This window comes from Gilliamella sp. B2889 (assembly GCF_026536885.1).
Lineage (GTDB): Bacteria > Pseudomonadota > Gammaproteobacteria > Enterobacterales > Orbaceae > Gilliamella > Gilliamella apicola_E.
Window position 1 is genome coordinate 90,966 of sequence record NZ_JAFNNF010000003.1, and the last position, 25,306, is coordinate 116,271.

Genomic DNA, 25,306 nt, shown 5'->3' on the forward strand with positions numbered 1-25,306 from the left:
TATAAATATATACGATGAAAATAAATAAATTACTTATAGCATCTTTGCTGTTTAGTAGCACAGCAGTATATAGTTCCAATGCATTTTGTGTTGATGATTTTGTGGTTAGGGACATCAAGTTTGAAGGTTTGCAACGAGTTACAATCGGTGCTGCGATGCTTGAAATGCCTGTTCAAGTCGGTGACTATGTAAATGAATCTGATTTAGGTCGCATTATCAAATCACTTTACGCCAGCGGTAATTTTGATGATATTACTGTTTCTCGTGATGGCGATAGATTAATTATCCATGTCCAAGAACGCCCAACTATAGCAAGTATTACCTTTTCTGGTAACAAATCTGTCAAAGACGACATGTTGAAAAAGAATTTAGATAGTACCGGTATTCGTGAAGGCGATGCATTAGATCGTACAATGCTTTCAGGAATCGAGAAAGGTCTAGAAGATTTTTACTATAGTGTTGGTAAATATAATGCTCAAATCAAAGCCGTCGTAACACCACTATCCCGAAATCGCGTTGATTTAAAATTAGTTATTGCTGAAGGTAAATCTGCTTTAATAGATCAAATCAATATCGTGGGTGCAAAAGCTTTTTCATCTGAAGAGCTTATTTCACGTTTTTCATTACGTGATGATGTGCCTTGGTGGAATATGCTTGGTGATCGCAAATATCAAAAGCAAAAATTGGCATCGGACTTAGATGAGTTGCAAAGTTTTTACTTAAATCGAGGTTATGCTCGATTTAATATTGAGTCTACACAAGTTAGCTTAACGCCAGATAAAAAAGGGATTTATGTTACTATTAATATTCATGAAGGTGAACAATATAAGTTAGCCGATTTTGATTTTAAAGGTAACTTTGCTGGGCATGAAGAGGCAATACAAAAATTAGCCAAAGAAAAGCTTACTGTAGGTGAACTTTATAATGGTAAAAAAATAACTGATATTGAGGATAATATTAAGCGATTGCTGGCTAATTTTGGCTATGCTTATCCTCAAGTAGCTATTCAGCCTGAAATGGATGACTCATCACATACTGTTAAATTGGTAGTATTAGTTGATGTAGGGCAACGTTTTTACGTACGCAATATTAAAATTGTCGGCAATACAATTACAAGTGAAAGTGTGGTTCGTCGTGAGCTTCGTCAAATGGAAGGCTCATGGTTGAGTAATGGTTTGGTTGAACTAGGTAAAGAACGTCTAAATCGATTAGGGTTCTTTGAAAGCGTTGAAGCGAATACTGAACGAGTTCCTGGCATTGATGATCAAGTTGATATTATTTATAAAGTAGCTGAACGTAATACGGGTAGTATTAAATTTGGCGTGGGTATTGGCACAGACAGTGGTATAAGTTTTAATGCCGGAATTTCTCAAGATAACTGGTTAGGAACGGGGAATAGCGTTTCATTTGATATTAATACAACCAGTAGTGATAAAAGTGCATCTGTTTCGATTGTTAATCCTTATTTTACTGTTGATGGTGTTAGTTTAGGTGGTAGCGTTTACTACAATACTTATAAAACTGATAGTGATGATGATGAATCTGAGTATTCAAGTAAAACTTGGGGGGCTAATTTAGACCTCGGCTTCCCGATTAGTGAAAATAACTTTGTTCGTTTTGGCACAGAATACGCTAATCATAAATTAACTGATATGAAACCTCAGTATAATATGTGGCGCTATTTTGAATCAATGGGTGAAAATATGACAAATAAAGATAAGTCTTATTCATATGACACCAATGATTTGTTATTGAACGCCTATTGGACATATAACTCGTTAAATCGCGGCTATTTTCCAACAGATGGGTTAAAACTTACCGCTAGTTTGAAAGCGACAGCGCCAGTATTTGACAATAGATTCTATAAAATGGTTAGTGATGCTTCTTATTATTATCCAATTGATAACGACCATAAATGGGTATTTTTAGCTCGTGGACGATTAGGTTATGGTGGTGGATTTGGCGGAAAAGAATTACCATTCTATGAGAATTTCTATGCAGGTGGCTCAACTGTATTGCGTGGCTTTAAAACAAATACTGTCGGCCCTAAAGCAGTATACTTTAATACACCCGGATGTAAAACCTTAGGTGATACAGCTCAATGTACTAGTTCTAAAGATGCAATAGGTGGTAATGCGTTAGCATTCGGAAGTACGGAGCTAATAGTCCCCACACCATTTGCAAGTGAAAAGTATGCAGATAGTATTAGAACATCAGTATTTTTTGATGCAGGAACGGTTTGGGATACCGAATGGGATCTAAAAGGCAAAAATATTCCAGATTATAGTTCCCCATCTGATATTAGAATGTCTGCTGGTCTTGCTGTTCAATGGATGTCGCCATTAGGGCCACTGGTATTTTCTTATGCACAGCCGTTAAAGAAATATAAGGGTGATTCAGCTCAGCAGTTCCAATTTAATATAGGTTCAACATGGTAATGCCATGTTGTTAATAACTAAAATACACATAGGTGAATAAAGTGAAAAAAATTATATCTGTTATTGGCATCAGTATTGCTCTACTTTTTACAGGCTTTGCAAACGCTGAAACTAAAATTGGTGTTATCGATATTAAATCCGTAATGGATCGTATGCCAGAACGAGAAGCGATCGGTAAAGAATTGAACCAAAAATTTGAAGCAAGAGCAAAAGCATTAGAAAAAGAAGAAAAAATTGCTGATGCAGCTGCTGCACGTTTAAAGAAAGAAGGACTAACTTTGTCATCTTCTGAAAAAACTAAGTTAAATAAAACTATTGCAGATTTTCAGAATAAAGCCACAGCTTTCGCAAATGAATATCGTGAAAGCGAAACAAAAGAAGCTGGTAAATTACTAACTAAAATTCAAGAAGCAGTCAAAACCATCGTTGCTGAAGAAAAATATGATCTTATTTTAAGAGTCGATACGGTTTTATATGCTTCAGACGCTGTTGATATTACTGACAAAGTTTTGGAGAAGGTTAAAAAATAATGTTTGCTTTTCGTTTAGAGCAATTAGCTGACAAACTTGATGCTACATTACATGGTGATGGTGAATTAACTATCACCGGTATAGCATCAATGAAAAGTGCCACAAAAGGTCAAATCACTTTTTTGTCGGATAAAAAATTCCAAAACAATTTATTAACTTGTAACGCTTCAGCAGTTGTTATGACAGAAGATAGCCTTAAATATTGGAATGGGGCTGCTTTGATTGTTAAAGATCCTTATCTTACTTATGCAAAATTAGCACAACTTTTAGATACGACACCGTTACCAGCTAAAGGAATCGCGCAATCTGCGGTAATTGATTCTACTGCTAAGCTTGGACAAAATGTCTCAATTGGTCCAAATGCTGTTATAGAAAGTGGTGTAAATCTTGGTGATAACTGTTGTATTGGTGCTGGCTGTTTTATTGGGAAAGATACTCAAATCGGTGCAGGCACAAAAATATGGTCTAATGTATCTATCTACCATAACTGTATTATTGGTGAAAACTGTTTGATCCAATCAGGAACAGTAATAGGTGCAGATGGATTTGGTTATGCAAATGATAAAGGTAAATGGATAAAAATCCCTCAGCTTGGCCGGGTAGTAATTGGTAATAACGTTGAAATTGGCTCATCAACAACAATCGATCGTGGTGCTTTAGATGATACTGTCATCGGTAATGGCGTCATTATTGATAATCAATGTCAAATTGCGCACAACGATGTTATTGGCGATCATACTGCTGTTGCTGGTGGTGTTATTATGGCTGGTAGTTTAAAGATTGGACGCCATTGCCTAATTGGTGGTGCGAGTGTTATTAACGGCCATATGGAAATTTGTGATCAAGTAACTGTGACTGGAATGGGTATGGTTATGAGACCAATTACTGAGCCGGGTGTATATTCATCGGGTATTCCATTACAACAAAATAAAGTATGGCGTAAAACAGCTTCATTAGTTTTACATATTGATGAAATGAATAAACGTTTGAAAGCACTTGAGAAGAAGCTATTAAATGTCTCGACGTAGACGATTACGGTCGGTATAATGCTTCCCTATTTTATAAATTTAATTAGCTCAATTAATCAATTTATAATTATGAGCAAATATATTCAATAATTCCGAGGTATAAAGATGCAAGTTTCGGTAGAAACAACAGAAGGTTTAGGCCGTCGTTTATCAATTACAATTAAATCAGAAGATATTACCAAAGCAGTTGATAAAGAACTTATCAATACAGCAAAGAAAGTTCGTATTGATGGTTTCCGTAAAGGAAAAGTACCTTTAAAAATTGTTGAACAACGCTATGGTGCTTCTATTTTACAAGACGCTTTAAGTGATTTGATGCAACGTAATTTCATCGATGCAATTATCCAAGAAAAATTAAATCCAGCTGGTGCGCCAACATATATTCCAACTGAATATAAAAATGGTGAAGATTATACTTTCACTGTTGAATTTGAAGTTTATCCTGAAATTAAAATCAAAGATTTAGATAAAATTGAAGTTGAAAAACCAGTAGCTGAAGTTGTTGATGCTGATGTGGAAACAATGATTGAAACCTTACGTAAACAACAAGGTACTTGGAAAGCAGTTAAAAAGACAGCAAAAGAACAAAACCGTGTCACACTTGACTTTTTAGGTAAAGTCGATGGCGCTGAATTTGAAGGCGGTAAAGCTGATGATTTTGCACTTGTATTAGGACAAGGTCGAATGATCCCTGGTTTTGAAGATTCAATCATCGGTCACAAAGCTGGAGATGAATTTGATATTAATGTTACATTCCCAGAAGATTATCATGCTGAGAATTTAAAAGGTAAACCAGCAGTATTTTCAGCTTCACTTAAAAAAGTTGAAGAGCTTGAGTTACCAGAACTAACTGAAGAAGTAGTGAAAAGATTTGGTATTGCAGATGGCACAGTTGAAAGTTTACGAGCAGAAGTACGTAAAAATATGCAACGTGAACTTAATGCAACAATTCGCAATAAAATCAAAACACAAGTCATTGATGGTTTAGTAAAAAATAATGATATTGAAGTTCCATCTGCTTTAATTGATCGCGAAATTGATGTCTTACGTCAACAAGCGTTAACTCGTTTTGGTGGTAATGTTAAACAATCAATGGATTTACCTAAAGAGTTATTCGAAGCAGAAGCAAAACGCCGTGTGTTAGTAGGACTACTATTTAGCGAAATTATTGAAAGTAACAAGTTAAAGGCTGACGAAGCAAAAGTACAATCTTTAATTGATGAAATAGCGACTGCTTATGAAGATCCTAAAGAAGTGGTTGATTATTATCGTAAAGATAAGAAAGCAATGGATAATATCCGTTCTGTTGCACTAGAAGATCAAGTAGTTGATTTATTATTAGCTAGCGCAAAAATAACAGATAAGACTTGTTCATTCTCAGAATTAATGAATCAACAAGTTGCTTAATAAGCAGCTTGTCACTTTAATTAATTAAAATTTATCATAAGCCCAAATAAGGATCAATTGTTTGGGCTATTTTGTTTAATTAGGAGATGAAAATGCCTTTAGAACCATACATGAGTGTGATTCCAATGGTTGTTGAGCAAAGTTCTCGTGGCGAGAGAGCTTATGATATTTACTCACGATTATTAAAAGAAAGAATTATATTTTTAACTGGGCAAGTTGAAGACAATATGGCAAATTTGATTATTGCTCAGATGCTTTTTCTTGAAGCTGAAAATCCTGAAAAAGATATCCATTTATATATCAATTCTCCTGGTGGCGTAGTGACTGCTGGTATGGCTATTTATGACACGATGCAATTTATTCGACCAGATGTTAGTACTATTTGTCTTGGACAAGCGTGTTCAATGGGCTCATTACTTTTAACTGCTGGTACTAAAGGTAAACGTTTTTGCCTGCCTAATGCACGCGTCATGATCCATCAACCATTAGGTGGTTTTCAAGGACAAGCGTCAGATATTCAAATTCATGCTCAAGAAATATTACAGGTTAAAAGCCGATTAAATAATATTTTATCAATGCATACTGGTCAGGATATTAGTGTAATTGAAAAAGATACAGATCGTGATAACTTTATGTCAGCAGAAAAAGCAGTTGAATATGGATTAGTTGACGCCATATACAGTAAACGCTCTTAATAATAAATAGGTAAAGAAAGTGGATAAAGAAAACTCAGAAAAATTACTCTATTGTACTTTTTGTGGCAAAAGTGAACATGAAGTCCGTAAGCTAATTGCTGGGCCATCATCTATTTATATTTGTAATGAATGTATTGGACTATGTAATGATATTCTAAAAGAAGAAACGAAAAGTTTTCTTTCACATGAAGAATTTATTAGTAAACCATTACCGACACCGCATGAAATACGAGCTCACCTTGATGAATATGTTATTGGTCAGGAGCGGGCTAAAAAAGTATTATCAGTTGCAGTTTATAATCATTATAAACGTTTACGTAGCTATTCTAACCGTAGTGATGTTGAATTAGGTAAAAGTAATATTTTATTAATTGGTCCTACGGGTAGTGGTAAAACATTATTAGCTGAAACATTAGCGCGTTTTCTTGATGTCCCTTTTGCCATGGCTGATGCAACTACATTGACTGAGGCTGGATATGTTGGTGAAGATGTAGAAAATATTATTCAGAAATTATTACAAAGTTGTGATTATGATGTAGAAAAAGCGCAACGAGGGATTATTTATGTTGATGAAATTGATAAGATTTCTAGAAAATCAGATAATCCATCTATCACGCGAGATGTTTCTGGTGAAGGAGTTCAGCAGGCCTTATTAAAGATTATTGAAGGTACTGTTGCATCTGTTCCTCCTAAAGGCGGACGTAAGCATCCTCAACAAGAGTTTTTACAAGTTGATACTTCTAAAATCCTCTTTATTTGTGGAGGCGCATTTAGTGGATTAGATAAAGTTATTGAAAATAGGGTGTCAACCAATACAGGTATTGGTTTCGGTGCTGATGTAAAAAGCACTAAAAATAAAGCGACAGAATCTGAGTTATTAGCTCAAATTGAGGCTGAAGATTTGGTCAAATTTGGTCTTATACCTGAATTTATTGGTAGATTACCTGTTATTGGAACGTTATCAGAGCTAGATAAAGATGCTTTAGTTAATATCCTAACTGAACCCAAAAATGCTTTGACCAAGCAGTTTAATGCGTTATTAGAATTGGATGGTGTAGAACTGGAATTTACTAAAGAAGCTTTAGATGCCATTGCAATTAAAGCGATGAAACGTAAAACAGGTGCTCGAGGATTACGTTCAATTGTCGAAAATATACTGTTAGATACAATGTATGATTTACCATCAATGCAAAACGTCAAAAAAGTACTTATTGAGAAAGATACGGTAAATCATTTGCAATCACCTAAATTGATTTTTCGTGAAGATACAGAACTATCTGCATAATAGATAAGCAATTATCCTATTCAAATTGGTAAGTAGCATTTATGTAAAAAATGAAATACGTATGTACATTTATTGTACTACGTATTTAAAACAGGATAAGCTTGAATATCTTAAAATCACCCCAATATAAGACAGATAAGTTTGTACTACCGAGAGAATAAAATGAAGACAAAACAAACTAAACAAATGATTATGCCTATTTTACCATTGCGTGATGTTGTTGTATTTCCACATATGGTAATTCCTCTCTTCGTTGGTCGTAATAAATCAATCCGTTGTTTGGAAAGTGCAATGGAGATGGATAAACAAGTTTTTCTTGTAACACAAAAATATCCTTCACAAGATGAACCTGATGTAGAGGATTTGTATGAAGTTGGTACTATAGCCAATGTTTTACAATTACTTCAATTACCTGACGGTACAGTTAAAGTTCTGGTTGAGGGTGTCGCGCGAGCTAAAATTGTTGATATTATTGAGCGAAAAGAAGAAGATTTTTTAATCGCAAATATTAAGCCACTAAAAGAACCTAAAAAAGCAGATAGTATTAGTCAAGCGATGATAAGAGTCTTATTATCAAATTTTGATGATTATGCGAAACTTAATAAAAAAGTCACTCAAGAGGTTGTTGATTCTATTCATTTAATTAAAGAATCATCTCAATTGGCAGATTCCATAGCTGCTACCTTATATATAAAAGTTGAACAAAAACAAGAGATTTTAGTTACTGCTGATTTAGAAAAACGTTTCGAGTTGCTTATTTCATTAATGGAATCAGAAATTGACTTGTTGCAAGTTGAAAAAAACATCCGTCAACGCGTCAAACAACAAATGGAAAAAGCGCAAAAGGAATATTATCTAAATGAACAGATCAAAGCTATTCATAAAGAGCTAGGTGATATAGATAATAAACCTGATGAATTTGAAGAGCTAAACTCAAAAATTACTAAAGCAAAAATGCCAAAAGAGGCAAAGGAAAAAACACTATCTGAGCTTAATAAGCTTAAGATGATGCCCGCTATGTCTGCCGAAGCAACTGTTGTTCGCGGATATATTGATTGGATGTTACAAGTTCCTTGGAATAAACGCAGTAAAGTAAAAAAAGATATCAATTCTGCACAAAAAGTTTTAGATAAAGATCATTATGGGTTGGATCGCGTAAAAGACCGAATTTTAGAGTATTTGGCCGTACAAAGTCGAGTAAATAAAGTTAAAGGCCCAATTTTATGCTTAGTCGGGCCGCCAGGTGTTGGTAAAACATCATTAGGTCAATCTATTGCTAAAGCTACGGGAAGACAATATGTTCGTATGGCTTTAGGTGGTGTGCGTGATGAAGCCGAAATACGAGGACACCGAAGAACCTACATTGGTTCAATGCCAGGTAAATTAATTCAGCGTATGGTAAAGGTTGGTGTAAAAAACCCGCTATTTTTATTAGATGAAATTGACAAGATGGCTTCTGATATGCGTGGTGATCCTGCATCGGCATTATTGGAAGTTCTGGATCCTGAACAAAATAATGCATTTAATGACCATTATTTAGAAGTGGATTATGATTTATCTGATGTAATGTTTGTTGCGACAGCTAATTCAATGAATATTCCAGCACCACTACTTGATAGAATGGAAGTTATTCGGCTATCTGGTTATACCGAAGACGAAAAATTGAACATTGCTAAACAACATTTAATCGCTAAACAGATTGCTAATAATGGCCTAAAAGCAAATGAAATTGATATTGATGATTCAGCTGTAATTGGCATTATTCGCTATTACACTCGTGAAGCTGGTGTCCGAAGCTTAGAAAGAGAAATTGCTAAAATTTGCCGTAAGGTTGTTAAACAATTGGCTTTAAACAAGCGTTTACGTAAAGTAAGTGTAACTCAAACTAACTTAAAAGATTACTTGGGTGTACAGCGTTTTGATTATGGTAAATCCGAAAGTGAAAACCGGATCGGTCAAGTGAATGGTCTAGCATGGACAGAAGTTGGTGGTGATTTGCTAACCATTGAATCAATGAGTGTTGTTGGTAAAGGAAAATTAACTTATACCGGCTCACTTGGTGACGTTATGCAAGAATCCATTCAAACAGCACTTACGGTTGTTCGTTCGCGCGCTGAAAAATTGGGCATTAATAGCGATTTTTATGAAAAGCGTGATATACATGTGCATGTTCCTGATGGTGCTACACCGAAAGATGGTCCAAGTGCAGGCATTGCAATGTGTACTTCATTAGTATCTACTTTAACGGGTAACCCTGTTCGTGCTGATGTTGCCATGACAGGTGAAATTACTCTACGAGGTGAAGTATTACCAATTGGTGGATTAAAAGAGAAATTATTGGCTGCTCACCGAGGTGGTATAAAAACAGCTATAATTCCTATTGATAATGTTAAAGATCTCGAAGAAATTCCAGCAAATGTTAAAGCTGAAATTGATATAAAACCTGTTAAATGGATAGATGACGTATTGACGATTGCATTGCAAAATAATCCATTTGGTATTGAGCCAGTTAAGGAAAAAGTTCAAATAAAGTCACCAGTTAAAAAATCTGTTAAAAAAATTAAAAATACAGCAAATATTTCAACTCGATTGAACTAAAATAAAAAAATCAAAAAGCCAACCTTATGTTGGCTTTTTTTTGACTTTTAATTAGATAATAGCCAATTTTGGCAAATATGATATACTTGCGAAATTAAAATTCAGGTATATGGAGAATGACAAGCTATGATGGAAAAAATTAGAACAGCTGCAAACAGTCTTGTTGTTAAAATAATCTTTGCTATTATTATTTTATGTTTTATTTTTACTGGTGTTGGATTCTTAGGCTTTGGTGGCAGTAGTAGAAATGTAAATGATGAGCAATTATATATTGCTAAAGTTGATGGAGAAGGTATCGGTCGAGCTCAATTTGAGACTCAAGTAAAACAACAATTAAATAATATCAAGGGTGGTGATGCTTCGTTTATTAAAATGGTCCGACGAAGTGTTTTAGCTCAGCAAATAGATAACTATTTAGCTTATCAATTTTCACAAAAAATTCATGCAGCAATTAGTAATGAACGGGTAAAAAATTTCATTAAACAGCAAAAAGTATTTTTTGTAAATGGTAAATTTGATAATCAAAATTATTTAAATCTACTTGCTGAAAACGGTTTTACTCCAGATAGTTATGCAGAAATATTAAAAACATCATTACAACAAGAACAAGTTATTGATGCATTAGTTAAAACTAGTTTTGTTTTACCATCTGATTCTGAAATCAATTTGTTACAAAATCAAACAAGAAAAATTTATGCTGCTAAAGTTGACTCCTCAATAGATGATATGAAAGATGTTAATATCACTGAAGAAGATGAAAGAAAGTATTATGATGAACATCAAAATGAATTTTTAAAGAAAGATCGAGTAAAATTAAAATATATCTATAATTCAAAAGATGACATCGTTAAAACCATTAAGGTAACTGATAATGATATCAAAAAAGAATATGAACAAAATTTAAAAAAATATTCTTACCCAGCAAAAAAAGAGTTTAGTGCTATTTTTGTTACAGACAAAGAGCAAGCAGACAAGATCGTTAAAGAGTTATCTTCAGGCGCAAATTTTCAAAATACAGCTGAAAGTCTAAATCAAAATAATAATAATAATATTTCAGCCTATGGTAAGAATGGTTCTTTAGGTTGGTTTGTTGATGATGATTCTCTGCCTGAGTTCTTTAAAAAAGCAAAATTGAAAAAAGTTAACCAAATTTCAAAACCCATTCCTACTGATGATGGCTTTATTATAATTAAACTTGATGGTGAGGTACCATCAAAGACTATGGATTTTGATTATGCTTCAATTTTAATTTACGAGAATTTAAGCAAACAAAAATTACAAAATGAATTTAATGCTATTGAAGATAAAATGAAAAATGCCTTATCTCAATCGCCTAAATCTATTGAAGAATTATCTGAAAAAACAGGTCTTCCAGTTCAAACAACTGATTGGACAAGTTATAAAGAGATATCTACAATTATGATTCATCCTGAAATTAGTGATTTAGTCTTTAGCGAAGAAATGATCGCTAATGGACAATCGACTCTTAATATATCAGACTTAATTCCAGTTGAAAGAGCTAATGGTAGTTATGATTTTATTATTCAAGTTACTGATTATCGCCCCGAGGGGGTAGCTCCTTTTGACGAGGTTAAAGAAGAAATTAATAGAAAACTATCTAAAAATATTTCCGAGAGTCATTTTAAAGCTAATGTTGAAAATCTCTTAAATGAATTAAATACTACTGGAAAATCAGATAAAATTAGCTTTAGTAATAAATATGTTTTACATAGAGATTCGACAGATTTAGACAAAAAAGTCGTAGATATGGTTTTTAATTTAGAACCATCAATTTCGGGGCGAAAATCTAATCGTTTTAATGCGGAATTTTTAGAGGATAATACCGCTTATATTGTCGTCATAACTGATGTTGATACGCCTAAAGAATATCAAGATATTTCATCAGAATTATTACCATTGTCTCTGTCTGACACTTATCATTATCTTGCAAATGATATCCGTTCTAAAGCCAAGATTGAAATCATGCAAGATGCAAATTTGTGATAAAGATCGAAAAATTTTGGTGATAAATCAAAAAAAGAGAAGCCACTTTGGTGGCTTTTCGCATTTTTATGAATATTTAAATTTAGCAAATTAATTCCATGAGATAGTTATGAAGCAAATTTAGTTGCATAATTATTTTGGAGTTAATTTACATGAAAATTTTTACACTATTATGCCTTTTATTTTCATCTTTACTTTTTTCAACAGTTAGTTTTGCTGATTCGAAAACAGATGTCACTATAAAAGAAGAGCAAATTGTACAAGTCAATATTAATACTGCAACAGCTGAAGAGCTAAGTAAAGTATTAACAGGTATTGGGATGAGTAAAGCTAAGAAAATTATTGAGTATAGAGAAAAATTTGGTCCTTTTGTATCTATAGAACAATTAAAGGAAGTTTCTGGTATTGGTCAAGCAACGCTGGATAAAAATATAGGAAAAATCACATTATAAATATCCTATCTTCCAATAGATAATCTATCTGTTGGGAGATATTTTTAATTATCAATTGGATCAACGTCAATACTCCATCTTACGTTTGATGCTTCACTCCACTGTTCAGTTATAAGATTATCTAATATTTGTTGTAATAATTGTCTGTTCGTATGTTGTAACAATAATTCCCAACGATTATAACCCGCTTTTTTAGGTTGACTAGCAGGCATTGGACCAAGTTGCCATAAATTATGGTCATAATTGGATTTTAACCAATCATGGATACGCTGTAAAAATTTTGGTGCCTGTAAATTATTACGGTCAGCAGCACGAATTAACACCTGATAGCTAAATGGTGGCAGTAAAGTTTGTTGACGTTCAATTAATGTTTGTTTTGCAAATGCCTGATAACCTTCATTTAATAAAGTATTTAATAAAGGGTGCTCTGGATGATAGGTTTGTAGAATCACTTCGCCAGCTTTTGTTTCACGACCAGCTCGGCCTGATACTTGAGTATAAATCTGAGCAAATCTTTCAGTTGCTCTAAAATCACTTGAAAATAAGGCGCCATCAACATCAATTATGCCAACTAACGTCACATCAGGAAAGTGATGACCTTTAGCCAAAATTTGTGTGCCGACTAAAATATGAGCTCCGCCTTTATGAATATCATTTAAATAGGTATTCAATGCTTCTTTTTTAGTTATCGTGTCCCGATCAATACGAGTAACTTTTATATTTGGGAACAAAATATTCAGTTGTTTTTCAAGTTGCTCCGTTCCAAATCCAATTGGTAGTAACTGGGTCGAACCACACTTAGGGCACTGTTTTGGCACTTCTCTTGGCGTATCACAATAATGACAAATCAGTTTATTCTGCTTTTTATGATAAGTATAAGGGCGATCACAACGTGGGCATTCTGCTATCCAACCACAATCATGGCAAATTATTAATGGTGCGAACCCTCTACGGTTAAGAAATAACATCACTTGGTTATTGTTATTTAAATGCGTTTTTATTTTTTCTATAAGTGGTTGAGATAAACCTGAAGCTAAAGCCATGCCGCGAATATCTAAAATAGATTGTTTGGCTAATTGGGCGTTACCCGCTCTTTGAGTAAGCTTGAGATGCTGGTACTTATGAGTTTGTGCATTATTAATCGATTCAAGAGAAGGCGTTGCGGAACCTAAAACTATAGGTATATTTTCAATTCTAGCTCGGATAATTGCTAGATCTCTAGCATTATAACGCCATCCTTCCTGTTGTTTGTAAGAACTATCATGCTCTTCGTCGATAATAATGATACCTAAATCTTTAAAGGGAGTAAAAAGCGAAGAACGAGTACCTACGACAATGGCATTTTCACCGTCTTTACTTCTTAACCAAACATCTAAACGTTCCTTGTCTGTTAAGCCTGAATGTAAAATATCAATCGGGGCATTAAAGCGCTGTTTAAAACGCTTTATTGTTTGAGGTGTTAAACCAATTTCAGGAACTAAAACTAAAGCTTGCTTACCTTGTGATAACACATCTGCAATTATATTTAAATAAACTTCAGTCTTTCCTGAACCAGTTATACCATCAAGCAAAAATACACCAAATTGTTTATTCTGTTTATTAATAGTCTCTATGGCATTAGATTGTTCATCATTTAATTGGATCGATGTTGGGTTGGTCGAGTATTGCCAGCAAATATTGTCAGGTTGTTGATAAACTAATTCTATAAGCTGTTTTTTTTGTAATTCTTGATATAAATTTGAACTAAATTCGTCTTCATTTAAACAGTTGTTTCTAAGTGAAGATAATAATAACTTTTGTTTTGGTGCACGTGATAATAAGCTTAAATCAATTTGTTGCCCTAGAGGTGTTAATTGCCACTGTTTTATATCATCCTTGATAGCTTGACGACCTTGCCTTAATAGAACTGGCATGGCATGAAATATGACTTCGCCAATTGGAAAGTGATAATAACTTGTTGCCCAATTCAATAACTGCCAAATTGGTTGAGGAAAGGGGTTTTTGGTATCAATAATTGCGGTAATTGATTTTAAATTTTCGCTATCAAAGGTCGATTGCTGATCAATTTTAATGATTATTCCAATCATTTCCCTTTTACCAAAAGGCACTCTAACCCGCGCACCAATTTCAGCAGGTACTGTTAGTTTGTAATCAAACAGTCGATAAAGGGGTACCGGTAAGGCTACATGGGCAATCAGCATTAACAATCACTATTATTAAAAATTGATATTGTACGCAGATTTTATTTAACTCGCAAAAGTTACATAGAGAAATTAATTATTTTTGAGTTAACTATCTAAAAACTTTATTTATATGATAGTAGTATCCATAAACAAAATTTGTTATCTTGAACAGCAAGTTAAAGCATAATATTTAAAGGTAGTTAAAAATGTCAGCATCATTTTCACACATTAATCAACATGGTGATGCACATATGGTTGATGTTTCTGAAAAAAAGTTAACTTTACGAGAAGCTCGAGCCGAGTCAATAGTATTAATGAATGCTGAAACATTTAACCTAATTATTGAAGGGAAACATCATAAAGGTGATGTTTTTGCAACTGCAAGAATTGCCGGTATTCAAGCGGCTAAACGAACATGGGATTTGATTCCACTTTGCCATCCACTACTTCTAAGTAAAATTGAAGTCAATATTGAACCTGTATTTGAAAATCACAGCATTAGGATTGAAACAATTTGTCGGCTAAGGGGCCAAACAGGTGTCGAAATGGAGGCCTTAGTTGCTGCTTCAGTTGCTGCATTAACGATATATGATATGTGTAAAGCTAACCAAAAAGATATGGTTATTAATCAAGTTCGGTTACTGAATAAAATTGGTGGTAAATCGGGCGAATTTAATGCGGCAGAGCAGTGATACTATGAACAAAATTATTTTTTTTGCACAAATTAGAGAATTAATTGGGGTTGAAAAACTTGAATTATCGGTAGAGCAAATGTCAATAAATCAACTTTTAGATCACCTTAGTTTGCGTGGTGATAAGTGGGTATTAGCTTTAAAAGAAAAAACAGTATTATGTGCAGTTAATCAGACTTTAGTTGACTATGACTATGTCATTCAAAAGGGTGATGAAATTGCTTTTTTCCCTCCAGTTACAGGTGGTTAACAGCGTGAACATTATTCAAGTTAACCAATCTCCCATTGATGTGAATTCATTAATAACTTGGCTTTATCAATCGCCTATAGATGGTGCTGTAGTGACTTTTATGGGTAAGGTGCGTAGTTTTGAAAACCAAGTTATAAGTTTAACGTTAGAGCATTATGCAGAAATGACTGAAAAGGTGCTGTGCAATATTATTAATCAAGCCAGAGATAGATGGTCGATTAATCGTGTTGCAATAGTCCATCGTGTGGGTCAAATTTATGCAAATGAAAGTATTGTTTTTGTTGGTGTTAGTGCAGCACACCGCAGTGATGCTTTTGCTTCAGCGGAGTTTATTATGGATGTACTAAAAAATGAGGCTCCATTTTGGAAGAAGGAACAGACTTCTAGTGGCGAAAATTGGGTAGAAGCCAAGCAATCGGATATAAATGCATTGAAGAAATGGTATTAATATTTATTTAGTCTATAATAGATTTCATCATCAAAATGTCTTCAGAGGCTCAAAAAAGAGCCTTTTTTGTTAAGCTTATATTAATCTCTTCATATTTATCTTTTTTTGTTAAAAATTTTGAGGAAAGTACTAATTTTAAGTAGAAAAATCGCTATTATTAAAAATTTTTAATCCTATTGCTCGTGGAGCTATATGAAAAAACTCTATTCGTTCGTATTAATAAATATTTTTATTTCGTCTATCATTACTATCCGATATTTTGGGGTGCCTGGTTCATCGTTTAGTTGGGATGGAAGCTTTTTTTCTCTATTAGCCGTGTTAGGCCATTTTTTCTCTGTTTATTTATTACTTTTTATTTTATGTTTTCCGTTTATTTGGGTGAAGAGAACGTTAAGTAATATTTGTTTAGCTGCTTTATTTAGTTTGTTACAGATTGTGCTGTATGTTGATACTATTGTTTTTCAGCAGTATCGATTTCATATCAATGAATCTGTGCTATCAATGGTTTTCTCGGGGCAAGTTGTCGATTTTTCAACGATCACTTATGTTTTGATGTTTTTGTTAATATTAGTATCTTTTGGAGCAGAATATTTAATTCTTTATTTGTTAGATAAAAAATTTAGCCAAAAACGTTCAAGAATATTAATCGTATCGACAGTATTTCTTTTCGGTTGTTTTTTTATTAGTCATTTAATCCATATGGTTGCGTTTTATTATGCCTATTCCCCCATCATGATTGTTAAAGAATATATTCCATTATATCGTCCATTTACCTCGAAAAAGATAATGGGATTGTTTGATAAATCAGGGCAACGTAAGATACTTATAGAAAAGGAGAACCAACACGCAACTATCTATTATCCTAAAAATGAGCTGATGATTAACCCTCATAATACTACAACACCCAATATTATGTTTATTGTCTTAGATTCTTGGCGTTATGATACTTTTAGTCAAGAAATTTCACCCAATACTTACCATTTTGTGAAACAGAATAATGGAATAATTTTTAATAATCATTACTCAACAGGGAATGCAACTCGAACTGGTATTTTTGGACTTTTTTATGGTATCCCCGGCACGTATTGGGATGCTTTTTTAAGAAATAGAATTCCCTCGTTATTCATAACAACATTGCAAAAAGAAAATTATAATATAGGTATATTTACTTCAGCCAAAGTTACTGCGCCAGAATTCGATCGTACGGCATTTTTAACCATTAAAAACTTAAGAATTAGTAGTAAAGATGGATCTGCATCGAGTCGAGATAAACAGTTAACTGATGATTGGCTAAACTGGTATAAGAGTAGAGATACATCTAAACCAAGTTTTTCATTTTTATTTTTTGATGCACCACATGCTTATGATTTTCCCAATTATTTTGAAGTTAAATTCAACCCAATTGGCGAGCTAAATTATATGGCATTAAGCAATGATACAGATCCTGTTCCCATTTTTAATCGTTATAAACAAAGTGTCTACTATGATGATTATTTGCTTCAAAAGGTCTATGATGAACTTGAACGAACAGGCTCGCTAGATAATACGTTAATCTTTATAACAGGTGATCATTCACAAGAAATGAATGACAATAATCTGGGTTTTTGGGGGCATAATGGTAACTATACTGATGCTCAAACTAAAGTACCTTTTATCATAGTTGGAGCAAAAGATCTTAAATATATCACAGATAATATAAATAAATTTACCAGCCATGAAGATGTCGTTCCAACAATAATGCGACATTATTTGCATGTGGAAAATGATATTTCAGATTATTCGACAGGTTATGATTTATTTAGCCCAATAATTGATCGAGATTGGCTATTAATGTCAAATTATAGTTCTTATGCAGTTCGGACTACAGACAACATCTATTTTGTTAATCGTCTTGGTATAAGCCACTATTTTGATTGTCATAATAATCAGGTCGATAAGACACCTGATTATAAAACAATCCAAGCGGCAATGAATGATATGCGTTATTTTTTCCAGGCACAAAAATAAAAAATCCACCGTAAGGTGGATTTTTATTATCGAACATCAGCACAGTTTAGACAGTAGATATAACGGTTTTGTGAATCTTGGAACTTATCCCATAGTGAAACTTGTTGCTTAATTTGTTTTACTTCTGGGATATGCTCAAAAAATACCTCTGCTGTTGATTTTGGCATCATAGCAAACATATCTGAGTAAAGTGCATTGAACCAACTTCCTTCAGGCTTTTGCCAATCTATTTTATAATTAGAAATATTGGCTAATGTTGCAGCCATGTCAACCGCATCGTCAAAATCCCCTAACTTATCCACTAAGCCGTTTTTACTTCCTTCGGAGCCTAGCCAAACTTGCCCTTGAGCTAAATGATCTACTTGTTCTGAGGTCATATTGCGAGCTTTTGCTACTAAAGATATGAAATTAAAGTAACCATTATCAATATTCATTTGAATAAATTGATTCATTTCATCGGATAAATTTTGAGTTAAGCTGTTATTGGCCAATGGTGAGGTTGAAACGCCATCGTTATAAACACCAATATGAGAAAGCGAATTTTCAAAGGTTGGTACAATGCCAAAAATACCTATAGAACCTGTAATCGTATTCGGACTAGCGACAATATAATCAGAAGCAGTTGATATCCAGTATCCTCCGGAAGCAGCCATTCCGCCCATAGAAACAACAACCGGGATTTGGTAACGACGTAAAGTTTCTAGTTCACTGCGAATTGCTTCTGAAGCTTCGACACTTCCTCCTGGACTATTTACTCTGAGTACGACAGCCTGTATGTTATTACTTTGTAATTTATTACGAATATCTCTTAATTGTTTAACAATATCTTGGCTACCAGCTACATTACTGCTATTTGCGCCGTTAGTAATAGTTCCATTCACAAAAATGACAGCTATTTTTGGTTCTTTGTTTGATTCTTCAGCATTTTCCTTAAGTCTATAATCATAAATACTGACTTTTTGTTTTATTTTATGTTCAAGTTCAAAATCAAATTCATCTCTTATCGCATCAATTAAACCGTTTGCTAAAGCGTATTGGGCCATATTACCATTAACAGATTTTAGTTCTGATAACATTATATCGGTTGAAGGAACTAGTTGTGTTGGTGCTTTTTTGCGTTCTGCAGAAATGTCATTAAGGTAGTTATTCCACATTAAATTTAACCATCGAGAAGTGTTACTTCTTGCCTCTTCTGACATATTATCTCTGATAAATGGCTCAATAGCTGATTTATAAGTTCCTACACGGAAAACATGAGTATTAATCTTTAAGTTGTCTAATAATGTTTTGTAGTACAAATTATTGGCGGATAATCCAAAAACATTAACTGCACCTAATGGGGTTAAATAGATTTTATTAGCATAACTCGCCAAATAATATTGGCTTTGATTGAAGCTTGAACCAATAGCGTAAATAGGCTTATTTGCCTCTTTGAATCTGTTTAAATATTTACCAATATATTGCAAAGAACTCAAGTCTGCTCCGACAAAGTTATCCAATTTTAGGACTATGCTATTTATATTAGGATCTGATGTAGCTTGTGATATTTTTTGCACTAAATCGAATAAACTATTTTCACGTGATAGATTTACTCTTTTACCATATAATTTATTTTGTATTTCATACAATTCATCACTATAAAGTGAATTGTCGACAATAACGCCTTCAAGATTTATAACTAATGTGCCATATTGAGGAATGATGTCTTGCTTTTGTGACTCTTTAAATAATGCAATACCACTCAAGATCAATAGGATTATGATTAAGAAAATTAGGTTAAGAAATATTTCTCTAATTAAATTGATACCTTTCCAAATTGATTTTATAACAGTTAGTACAGACATAATAAAATAACCCTTTAATTATTCTTTTATTTTTAATTTTTCATGTTTTTCTTTTTGAAATATTTTTTATCTTCAAATCGTAAACATGTTAATTTGCCACCCCAACAGCACCCTGTATCGAGTGCGTAAATATTTTCAGGTGTTCCTTTTCCATTCAATGCTGCCCAATGACCAAAAGCAATACTATATTCTGACGGAATTTTACTTGGTAATGAAAACCATGGTTTAAGTTTCGATGGGGCCTCATCTGGTTGATCTTTACAATAAAAATCAAGCCGTCCATCTTCGTAACAGTAACGCATTCTTGTTAAAGCATTAGCAATAAAGCGTAATCGATCTAACCCTTGTAATTCATATGACCATTCATCAGGAAAGTTACCATACATTTTGTCAAGAAAGAGGGGATATGAGTCACTAGTTAAAACCTGATGAAGATCATTAGCACATTTTTTCAATGTTTCAAGATCCCATTGTGGAGATATTCCGGCATGAGTCATAATAAGTTTTAATTTTTCATCTATTTGAATTAATGGTTGTTTACGCAACCAATTCATTAGTTCATCGAAATCATCAGCGTGGATGAGTTCGTCAAGATTATCCTTCTTTTTTGATGGTGTAACATTGGCGTAAATTGATAGTAAATGTAAGTCGTGGTTACCTAAAACTAATCTTATTTGTTCGCTGTTTTGTTTTACAAATCTAAGAACTTCAAGTGATTTTGGTCCTCTAGCAACTAAATCTCCAGTAAGCCATAAGGTATCTGATGATGAAAAATCAGCTTTCTCTAATAGTCGCATAAACTCATCATAACAGCCGTGAATATCACCAATTATTAGATTTGCCATAAGGTTATTTCCAAGCGTTTGCTAATAGACAATATTGTTGTACTGTCAAATTTTCCGCACGTAAATTCGGGTCAATACCTAATTCAGCTATTTGCTCACTGTTAAATAAATTACTTAAGCTATTACGAATTGTTTTACGTCTTTGGTTAAAAGCTTCGGTAGTAATACGTGATAGTACTTTAATATCATTAACTAAATAGGGCTTTTCTTTGTAAGGTATTAGTTTAACTACAGCTGAATCAACTTTAGGTGCTGGTTTAAAAGCTGTAGGTGGTACTTCTAAAACAGGGATGATTTGGCAGTAGTATTGTGCCATAACACTCAATCGACCATAACTTTTGCTGTTAGGTGCAGCAACTAAACGAGTAACAACCTCTTTTTGCAGCATAAAATGCATATCAGTAATGATTGGTGCATATTTGAATAATTGAAACATCAATGGTGTTGAAATATTATAAGGTAAATTACCAAAAACTCTCAGAGGTTGGCCTAATGTATCGGACAATTTGTTGAAATCAAAATTTAGTGCGTCTTGTTCAATCACACTGATTTTATTTTGTAAAAAAGGATTTTCAACTAATCGGCTAGCTAAATCTCTATCAATCTCAATAACAGTTAAATGATCTACCAATTTACTTACAGGTACTGTCAATGCGGCAAGCCCTGGTCCTATTTCAACCAGTGCTTCTCCTTTCTTAGGTTGTATGGCTGCCACAATACTTTCAATAATATAATTATCATGTAGAAAGTTTTGACCAAATCGTTTACGGGCAAAATGACCTTGATGAACACGATTATTCATTCTTACCTTCACCTGTAATTTTGATATATGCATCACCTTTTAACTCTTGAATCCAAACTTGTGCTTCTTCAGCAAATTTTCTATTGAAAATCATCCGATAAGCTTGATCTTTTTTAACTAAGTTTGTACCGTCAGTTTGTCTGGTATCAATTAGTTGGATTATATGCCAACCATAAGATGATTTTATTGGTTGACTGATTTCACCCTTTTTCAATTGTGATAATGCAGTCCTGAAACCTTCATCATAAACTTCTGGCCTATTCCATCCTAAATTACCACCACTATCTTTTGAACCTGTGTCTTCTGAGTTAGCTTTTGCTGCTGCAGCAAAAGTTGTTGCTCCGCTGGTAATGGCTTTGCGAATGTTAATTAATTTTTGTTTAGCCACCTGATCGGTAACTAATACGTTGGTTTTAACTAAAATATGACGAGCATTAACTTCTTGAAGTGTAATTTTTTGTGGTGTTTCAGAACGGTTATCGTCAACTTTTAATATGTGAATCCCAACTCCAGAGCGAATTGGTCCTATAATACTTCCTTTTGGCGCTCGAATTAGTCGTTCCTCAAAAATAGTAGGTAACTCATTTAACTTTTTCCAGCCCATTGATCCACCTTTTAAAGCAAGGTCATCATTTGAGTATGACGCGGCTAATTTAGCAAAATTTTCCCCTTTTTTTGCACGATTGATGATGTCCATCGCTTTATTGGTAGCACTGTCAACTTGTTGTTTAGACGCTTTTTCTGGAATAGTAATTAGAATATGACTAATTTTAACATCAATATTGTTAGTTGGTTGGTTAGCCATTGTTTTGGTTAAATGTTCTACTTCTCTATTAGAAACTTTGATTCTAGGTCGAACTTCATGCAGGCGCGCTTGTTCTATTAGCATATCAGTATGAATACGATCACGATAAGTGCTATAGCTCATGCCCATAGTTGATAATCTGCTTCTTAGTTGATCTATTGTCATACCATTTTCAGCAGCAATTCTATCGATTGCGGCGGTAACTTCATCATCACTAATAGTAATTTTTGCTTTAGCCGCTCTTTGTAAAATTAATTTTTCAACAACAAGGCGATCAATAATTTGTTTTCTAAGTATTTTATCATTAGGTAAAGATTTAGGATCGGCGCTCGCTTTAATCGTTTTGAGCATGTCACTAACATCACTTTCTAAAATGACGTTGTTATTCACAACAGCTGCAACCTGTTCAACCACTTTTGGAGCAGCATTTGCTGAAAAAGGTGTAAAGAGCACTAAATTAACACTCAAGTTTAATGCAATAAAAAGTTTTAATAATTTCATATTTACTCAACTCATTATGTTGTTGCGGTATTAAATTTACCACAATAAATTTATTAGTATGTTTATTCAAATGTTGTTGTATAAGGTAATTTACCAAAGTTTAACATTTTGGCTTGCGTGTCACGATTACTTCCTAAACCTTTAAGTTCAAAGTTAATTGACAGTTTGTTTTTGTATTTACTTATATGTTCTGTGTTATCCCAGTCGGTTAATTTGCGTCCATATTGTACGGTTACTCCCCAACAGCAGTCGCTATAATTTACCCCAATAAAACTGTCTGAAATCTGTTTTTGCTTAATATCATAATAATAAGATCCCACAGCACTCACTTTTTCAGATAGTGGCCAACTAACCATAATGCCGGCTTGAGAAAGATCTTGTTTGTAACCTTTATATGCGGAATACTTATACCTGTCATCTACAGTGTCAATATAGTTACGATTGGCATAACGATAAGATAATTGAATTAATTTGTCACCCGATGGTCGATATTCAAACGTTGTATTGGCTAGCGAAATAGTATCGATACGGGTGTCGTATTGAATCCCGCTTCGGAAAATAATATCGTTACTAATTCGCCAGAAATTATCTGTTGCCCAAGTGACACTACCCGTATCAGAATTTTTATCTAATTCATTATTGTGATCACCGGTTTTAGATTTTGTAAAATAGGTAATTTGCCCTAAGGACATATTAAATTTTTCAACTTTGTTACTATCATAAAAACGTGTAGTTACACCTGTTGAAAGTTTATTTGTTGATGCAATACGGTCTAAACCACTATATGTTTGATCTCTAAATAAACCAATATAATCAGCTTGTAAGAGTGTGGAATCGTAATTTCCAATATTTGATTGGTTACGATAAGGGTTATAAGTATATTTCACTCTAGGTTCGAGTGTTTGGCTATACCCATCGATTAGATCAAAGTCTCTTTCAAAAATTACTTTACCATCAATACTAAATTTCGGTATAAAACGATTTACAGTGCGATCTAACTTTGTCCCTTCTTTTATGTGTTCAAGATTATTATTATATTTAAATATGTTTTTCTGGTTGTAATGTGTTGCCATAAAACCAGTTTCTGCAGATAAATTTGCCCAAGAATTTGTAACTGTATAATTGATAGTTGGTTCTATATGGACTCGCCAAGCTTCGGGTTCATTATCTGTTGAATTTATAAAATGAGAAAGTTGTGAAAAAGTCTTCAATTTTAATGGTCCCAGCTCGTAGTTATAATAGTTGATATCTAATTGAGGCTGAGTTTGGTAAAGAATATCATAGTGGAATGGTTGGAAGTGTTTGTAACCTAAAGCAACATCCCAATTTTCATCATTGTATGCTAATTTATAAAACTGAGTCAGATATCCAGCTGTTTGAGACGCATATTTAGAACTGAGATCTGTTAAATATTGATTGTCACTGACTCGTGTAGTATCAGCTATAAAACGCCAATTGTAGTTAATTAATTCGTCGTTTTTCCAATAGAATAACCATCGATTACGATTGTTATCGTATCTGTTGCCATTTGTTGATTTTTTTCTATCGTCACTGTATTGATTATCATGCTGTAACCAGTCAAAAGCGAAAGTCCCTAATCCTAATTGATTTAAATAGCGAAACTCAGTTTGTAACTGTACACCACGGTGTTGTAGTATTCGCGGTGTTATGGTCGCATCATAATTTGGAGCAATGTTCCAATAATACGGTAATGAAAAATCGATACCATCAACACTATCGTAACCAAAATTAGGAATTAACAACCCCGATCGTCTTTTATTGCCTGTAGGCAATTGTAAATAAGGTGAGTAAAGAACAGGTACTTTCTCTATTCTAAATACCGCATTCCAAACTTCTAACAACTGTTCTTCATTATCGTGAATAATTGTTGAACCTTTAATATTCCAAGCACTATCACCTACAGGACAGGAGGTAAAACTACCATTTTTAAGAATTACATAGCGATTCTTTTCAAATTTGATCTCATCGGCCTCACCACGCCCAAGTCTATTAACTAATTGATACTCACTTGGATTCATATTGGCATCATTGTTGTTTAGATTCATTGATGCGTGGTTACCTTTGGTTCGTATCATATTATCTTGATAAGTGATATCACCATCGAGTATAACCATCCGATTATTTGCATCTTTTGAGTCAATTGTCACTTTATCAGCTAAAACTGTACGATTGCCTTGCTCTACATAAACATGACCTTTGTAAATAGCTAAATTAGGATAAAGTCCTTCAAACTCATCTGCATCTGCATTAATAGGTAATGTATTTATATCTCCATTAACAATTGGTCGCTCAAACTTAGGTACGCCAACAAGACACTGCGGATTAGTAGTGCCATTTTTTGGTAAATCTATTGCATAACTTGGGCTGCTATAATTGTACAAAGAAAATGTTACAGCTATAGCAATACGAGAAAGCGATAATTTTTTCATTAATGATTAGAATATGATTATGATTATTTTAATTGAAACATT

The 25,306-nt window shown here is 33.5% G+C and carries 19 protein-coding genes; 13 read left to right on the forward strand and 6 right to left on the reverse strand.

All coding sequences use genetic code 11. From position 1 onward, the window contains the following. Nucleotides 1-14: 14 nt before the first annotated feature. The 9 genes from bamA (at nt 15) to J3U09_RS05520 (ending at nt 12,437) form a co-directional block, all read left to right on the forward strand. Complete coding sequence (gene bamA, locus J3U09_RS05480) at nt 15-2,438, forward strand: outer membrane protein assembly factor BamA (protein ID WP_267357459.1); 2,424 nt, start codon at nt 15-17, stop codon at nt 2,436-2,438. Between the two features lie 41 nt (nt 2,439-2,479). Beyond that, nucleotides 2,480-2,968, forward strand: coding sequence for an OmpH family outer membrane protein (locus tag J3U09_RS05485; RefSeq protein WP_065562387.1), 489 nt, complete (start codon nt 2,480-2,482; stop codon nt 2,966-2,968). Continuing rightward, on the forward strand, nt 2,968-3,996 hold the full coding sequence (gene lpxD / locus J3U09_RS05490) for a UDP-3-O-(3-hydroxymyristoyl)glucosamine N-acyltransferase (protein ID WP_065562386.1): 1,029 nt from the start codon (nt 2,968-2,970) through the stop codon (nt 3,994-3,996). Before J3U09_RS05485 ends, lpxD begins: the two co-directional genes overlap by 1 nt. A 105-nt stretch (nt 3,997-4,101) precedes the next feature. Next, a complete protein-coding gene (gene tig / locus J3U09_RS05495; RefSeq protein WP_267357461.1) occupies nt 4,102-5,403 on the forward strand; it encodes a trigger factor in 1,302 nt (433 codons plus the stop codon). Nucleotides 5,404-5,495: 92 nt separating this feature from the next. Then, a complete protein-coding gene (gene clpP, locus J3U09_RS05500) occupies nt 5,496-6,098 on the forward strand; it encodes an ATP-dependent Clp endopeptidase proteolytic subunit ClpP (protein WP_304363924.1) in 603 nt (200 codons plus the stop codon). 19 nt (nt 6,099-6,117) lie between these two features. Continuing rightward, the gene (gene clpX / locus J3U09_RS05505) at nt 6,118-7,383 is read left to right on the forward strand and encodes an ATP-dependent protease ATP-binding subunit ClpX (RefSeq protein WP_065562383.1); all 1,266 of its coding nucleotides are present in this window, start codon (nt 6,118-6,120) and stop codon (nt 7,381-7,383) included. Between the two features lie 162 nt (nt 7,384-7,545). Further along, nucleotides 7,546-9,981, forward strand: a complete 2,436-nt coding sequence (gene lon, locus J3U09_RS05510; protein WP_065562382.1) for an endopeptidase La — start codon at nt 7,546-7,548, stop codon at nt 9,979-9,981. Between the two features lie 126 nt (nt 9,982-10,107). Further along, nucleotides 10,108-11,985, forward strand: a complete 1,878-nt coding sequence (locus tag J3U09_RS05515) for a SurA N-terminal domain-containing protein (RefSeq protein WP_267357463.1) — start codon at nt 10,108-10,110, stop codon at nt 11,983-11,985. Nucleotides 11,986-12,137: 152 nt separating this feature from the next. After that, nucleotides 12,138-12,437, forward strand: a complete 300-nt coding sequence (locus J3U09_RS05520) for a ComEA family DNA-binding protein (RefSeq protein ID WP_220225168.1) — start codon at nt 12,138-12,140, stop codon at nt 12,435-12,437. A gap of 44 nt (nt 12,438-12,481) precedes the next feature. Here J3U09_RS05520 and priA read toward each other — a convergent pair whose 3' ends face one another. Next, entirely contained in the window at nt 12,482-14,638 is a 2,157-nt protein-coding gene (gene priA / locus J3U09_RS05525) for a primosomal protein N' (RefSeq protein WP_267357465.1), read from the reverse strand. Nucleotides 14,639-14,826: 188 nt separating this feature from the next. Between priA and moaC the strand changes: the two genes are divergently transcribed. The 4 genes from moaC to J3U09_RS05545 all read left to right on the forward strand — a co-directional run bounded on the left by moaC (nt 14,827) and on the right by J3U09_RS05545 (nt 18,017). Continuing rightward, nucleotides 14,827-15,312: a cyclic pyranopterin monophosphate synthase MoaC gene (gene moaC / locus J3U09_RS05530; RefSeq protein WP_065562378.1), complete on the forward strand. Its 486-nt coding sequence runs from the start codon at nt 14,827-14,829 to the stop codon at nt 15,310-15,312. A 4-nt stretch (nt 15,313-15,316) separates the two neighbouring features. Next, nucleotides 15,317-15,562 carry a molybdopterin synthase sulfur carrier subunit gene (moaD, locus tag J3U09_RS05535; RefSeq protein ID WP_267338187.1) on the forward strand — a complete coding sequence of 82 codons (246 nt, stop codon included), beginning with the start codon at nt 15,317-15,319 and terminating at the stop codon, nt 15,560-15,562. Between the two features lie 4 nt (nt 15,563-15,566). Next, on the forward strand, nt 15,567-16,010 hold the full coding sequence (gene moaE, locus J3U09_RS05540) for a molybdopterin synthase catalytic subunit MoaE (RefSeq protein WP_255305717.1): 444 nt from the start codon (nt 15,567-15,569) through the stop codon (nt 16,008-16,010). A 192-nt stretch (nt 16,011-16,202) separates the two neighbouring features. Continuing rightward, nucleotides 16,203-18,017: a sulfatase-like hydrolase/transferase gene (locus J3U09_RS05545; RefSeq protein ID WP_267357467.1), complete on the forward strand. Its 1,815-nt coding sequence runs from the start codon at nt 16,203-16,205 to the stop codon at nt 18,015-18,017. Nucleotides 18,018-18,043: 26 nt separating this feature from the next. On the opposite strand, the gene sppA is transcribed toward J3U09_RS05545, so the two are convergent. The 5 genes from sppA to lptD form a co-directional block, all read right to left on the reverse strand. Next, nucleotides 18,044-19,861, reverse strand: coding sequence for a signal peptide peptidase SppA (gene sppA, locus J3U09_RS05550; RefSeq protein ID WP_267357469.1), 1,818 nt, complete (start codon nt 19,859-19,861; stop codon nt 18,044-18,046). A gap of 32 nt (nt 19,862-19,893) precedes the next feature. Beyond that, nucleotides 19,894-20,706 (reverse strand): bis(5'-nucleosyl)-tetraphosphatase (symmetrical) ApaH, encoded by an 813-nt coding sequence (apaH, locus tag J3U09_RS05555; RefSeq protein WP_267357471.1) that lies wholly within the window; start codon nt 20,704-20,706, stop codon nt 19,894-19,896. A gap of 4 nt (nt 20,707-20,710) precedes the next feature. Further along, nucleotides 20,711-21,508 (reverse strand): 16S rRNA (adenine(1518)-N(6)/adenine(1519)-N(6))-dimethyltransferase RsmA, encoded by a 798-nt coding sequence (rsmA, locus tag J3U09_RS05560; RefSeq protein WP_267357472.1) that lies wholly within the window; start codon nt 21,506-21,508, stop codon nt 20,711-20,713. Beyond that, entirely contained in the window at nt 21,501-22,814 is a 1,314-nt protein-coding gene (gene surA / locus J3U09_RS05565) for a peptidylprolyl isomerase SurA (RefSeq protein WP_267357474.1), read from the reverse strand. Before surA ends, rsmA begins: the two co-directional genes overlap by 8 nt. A gap of 62 nt (nt 22,815-22,876) precedes the next feature. Continuing rightward, entirely contained in the window at nt 22,877-25,264 is a 2,388-nt protein-coding gene (gene lptD, locus J3U09_RS05570; protein WP_267357476.1) for an LPS assembly protein LptD, read from the reverse strand. Between the last annotated feature and the right edge of the window lie 42 nt (nt 25,265-25,306).

What these genes read in the sequence shown, in the direction of transcription:
- bamA (WP_267357459.1), top strand. Translation starts at nt 15, where the DNA reads ATGAAAATAAATAAATTACTTATAGCATCTTTGCTGTTTAGTAGCACA.
- lpxD (WP_065562386.1), top strand. Translation starts at nt 2,968, where the DNA reads ATGTTTGCTTTTCGTTTAGAGCAATTAGCTGACAAACTTGATGCTACA.
- tig (WP_267357461.1), top strand. Translation starts at nt 4,102, where the DNA reads ATGCAAGTTTCGGTAGAAACAACAGAAGGTTTAGGCCGTCGTTTATCA.
- clpP (WP_304363924.1), top strand. Translation starts at nt 5,496, where the DNA reads ATGCCTTTAGAACCATACATGAGTGTGATTCCAATGGTTGTTGAGCAA.
- lon (WP_065562382.1), top strand. Translation starts at nt 7,546, where the DNA reads ATGAAGACAAAACAAACTAAACAAATGATTATGCCTATTTTACCATTG.
- J3U09_RS05515 (WP_267357463.1), top strand. Translation starts at nt 10,108, where the DNA reads ATGATGGAAAAAATTAGAACAGCTGCAAACAGTCTTGTTGTTAAAATA.
- J3U09_RS05520 (WP_220225168.1), top strand. Translation starts at nt 12,138, where the DNA reads ATGAAAATTTTTACACTATTATGCCTTTTATTTTCATCTTTACTTTTT.
- priA (WP_267357465.1), bottom strand. Translation starts at nt 14,638, where the DNA reads ATGCTGATTGCCCATGTAGCCTTACCGGTACCCCTTTATCGACTGTTT.
- moaC (WP_065562378.1), top strand. Translation starts at nt 14,827, where the DNA reads ATGTCAGCATCATTTTCACACATTAATCAACATGGTGATGCACATATG.
- moaD (WP_267338187.1), top strand. Translation starts at nt 15,317, where the DNA reads ATGAACAAAATTATTTTTTTTGCACAAATTAGAGAATTAATTGGGGTT.
- J3U09_RS05545 (WP_267357467.1), top strand. Translation starts at nt 16,203, where the DNA reads ATGAAAAAACTCTATTCGTTCGTATTAATAAATATTTTTATTTCGTCT.
- sppA (WP_267357469.1), bottom strand. Translation starts at nt 19,861, where the DNA reads ATGTCTGTACTAACTGTTATAAAATCAATTTGGAAAGGTATCAATTTA.
- apaH (WP_267357471.1), bottom strand. Translation starts at nt 20,706, where the DNA reads ATGGCAAATCTAATAATTGGTGATATTCACGGCTGTTATGATGAGTTT.
- rsmA (WP_267357472.1), bottom strand. Translation starts at nt 21,508, where the DNA reads ATGAATAATCGTGTTCATCAAGGTCATTTTGCCCGTAAACGATTTGGT.
- surA (WP_267357474.1), bottom strand. Translation starts at nt 22,814, where the DNA reads ATGAAATTATTAAAACTTTTTATTGCATTAAACTTGAGTGTTAATTTA.
- lptD (WP_267357476.1), bottom strand. Translation starts at nt 25,264, where the DNA reads ATGAAAAAATTATCGCTTTCTCGTATTGCTATAGCTGTAACATTTTCT.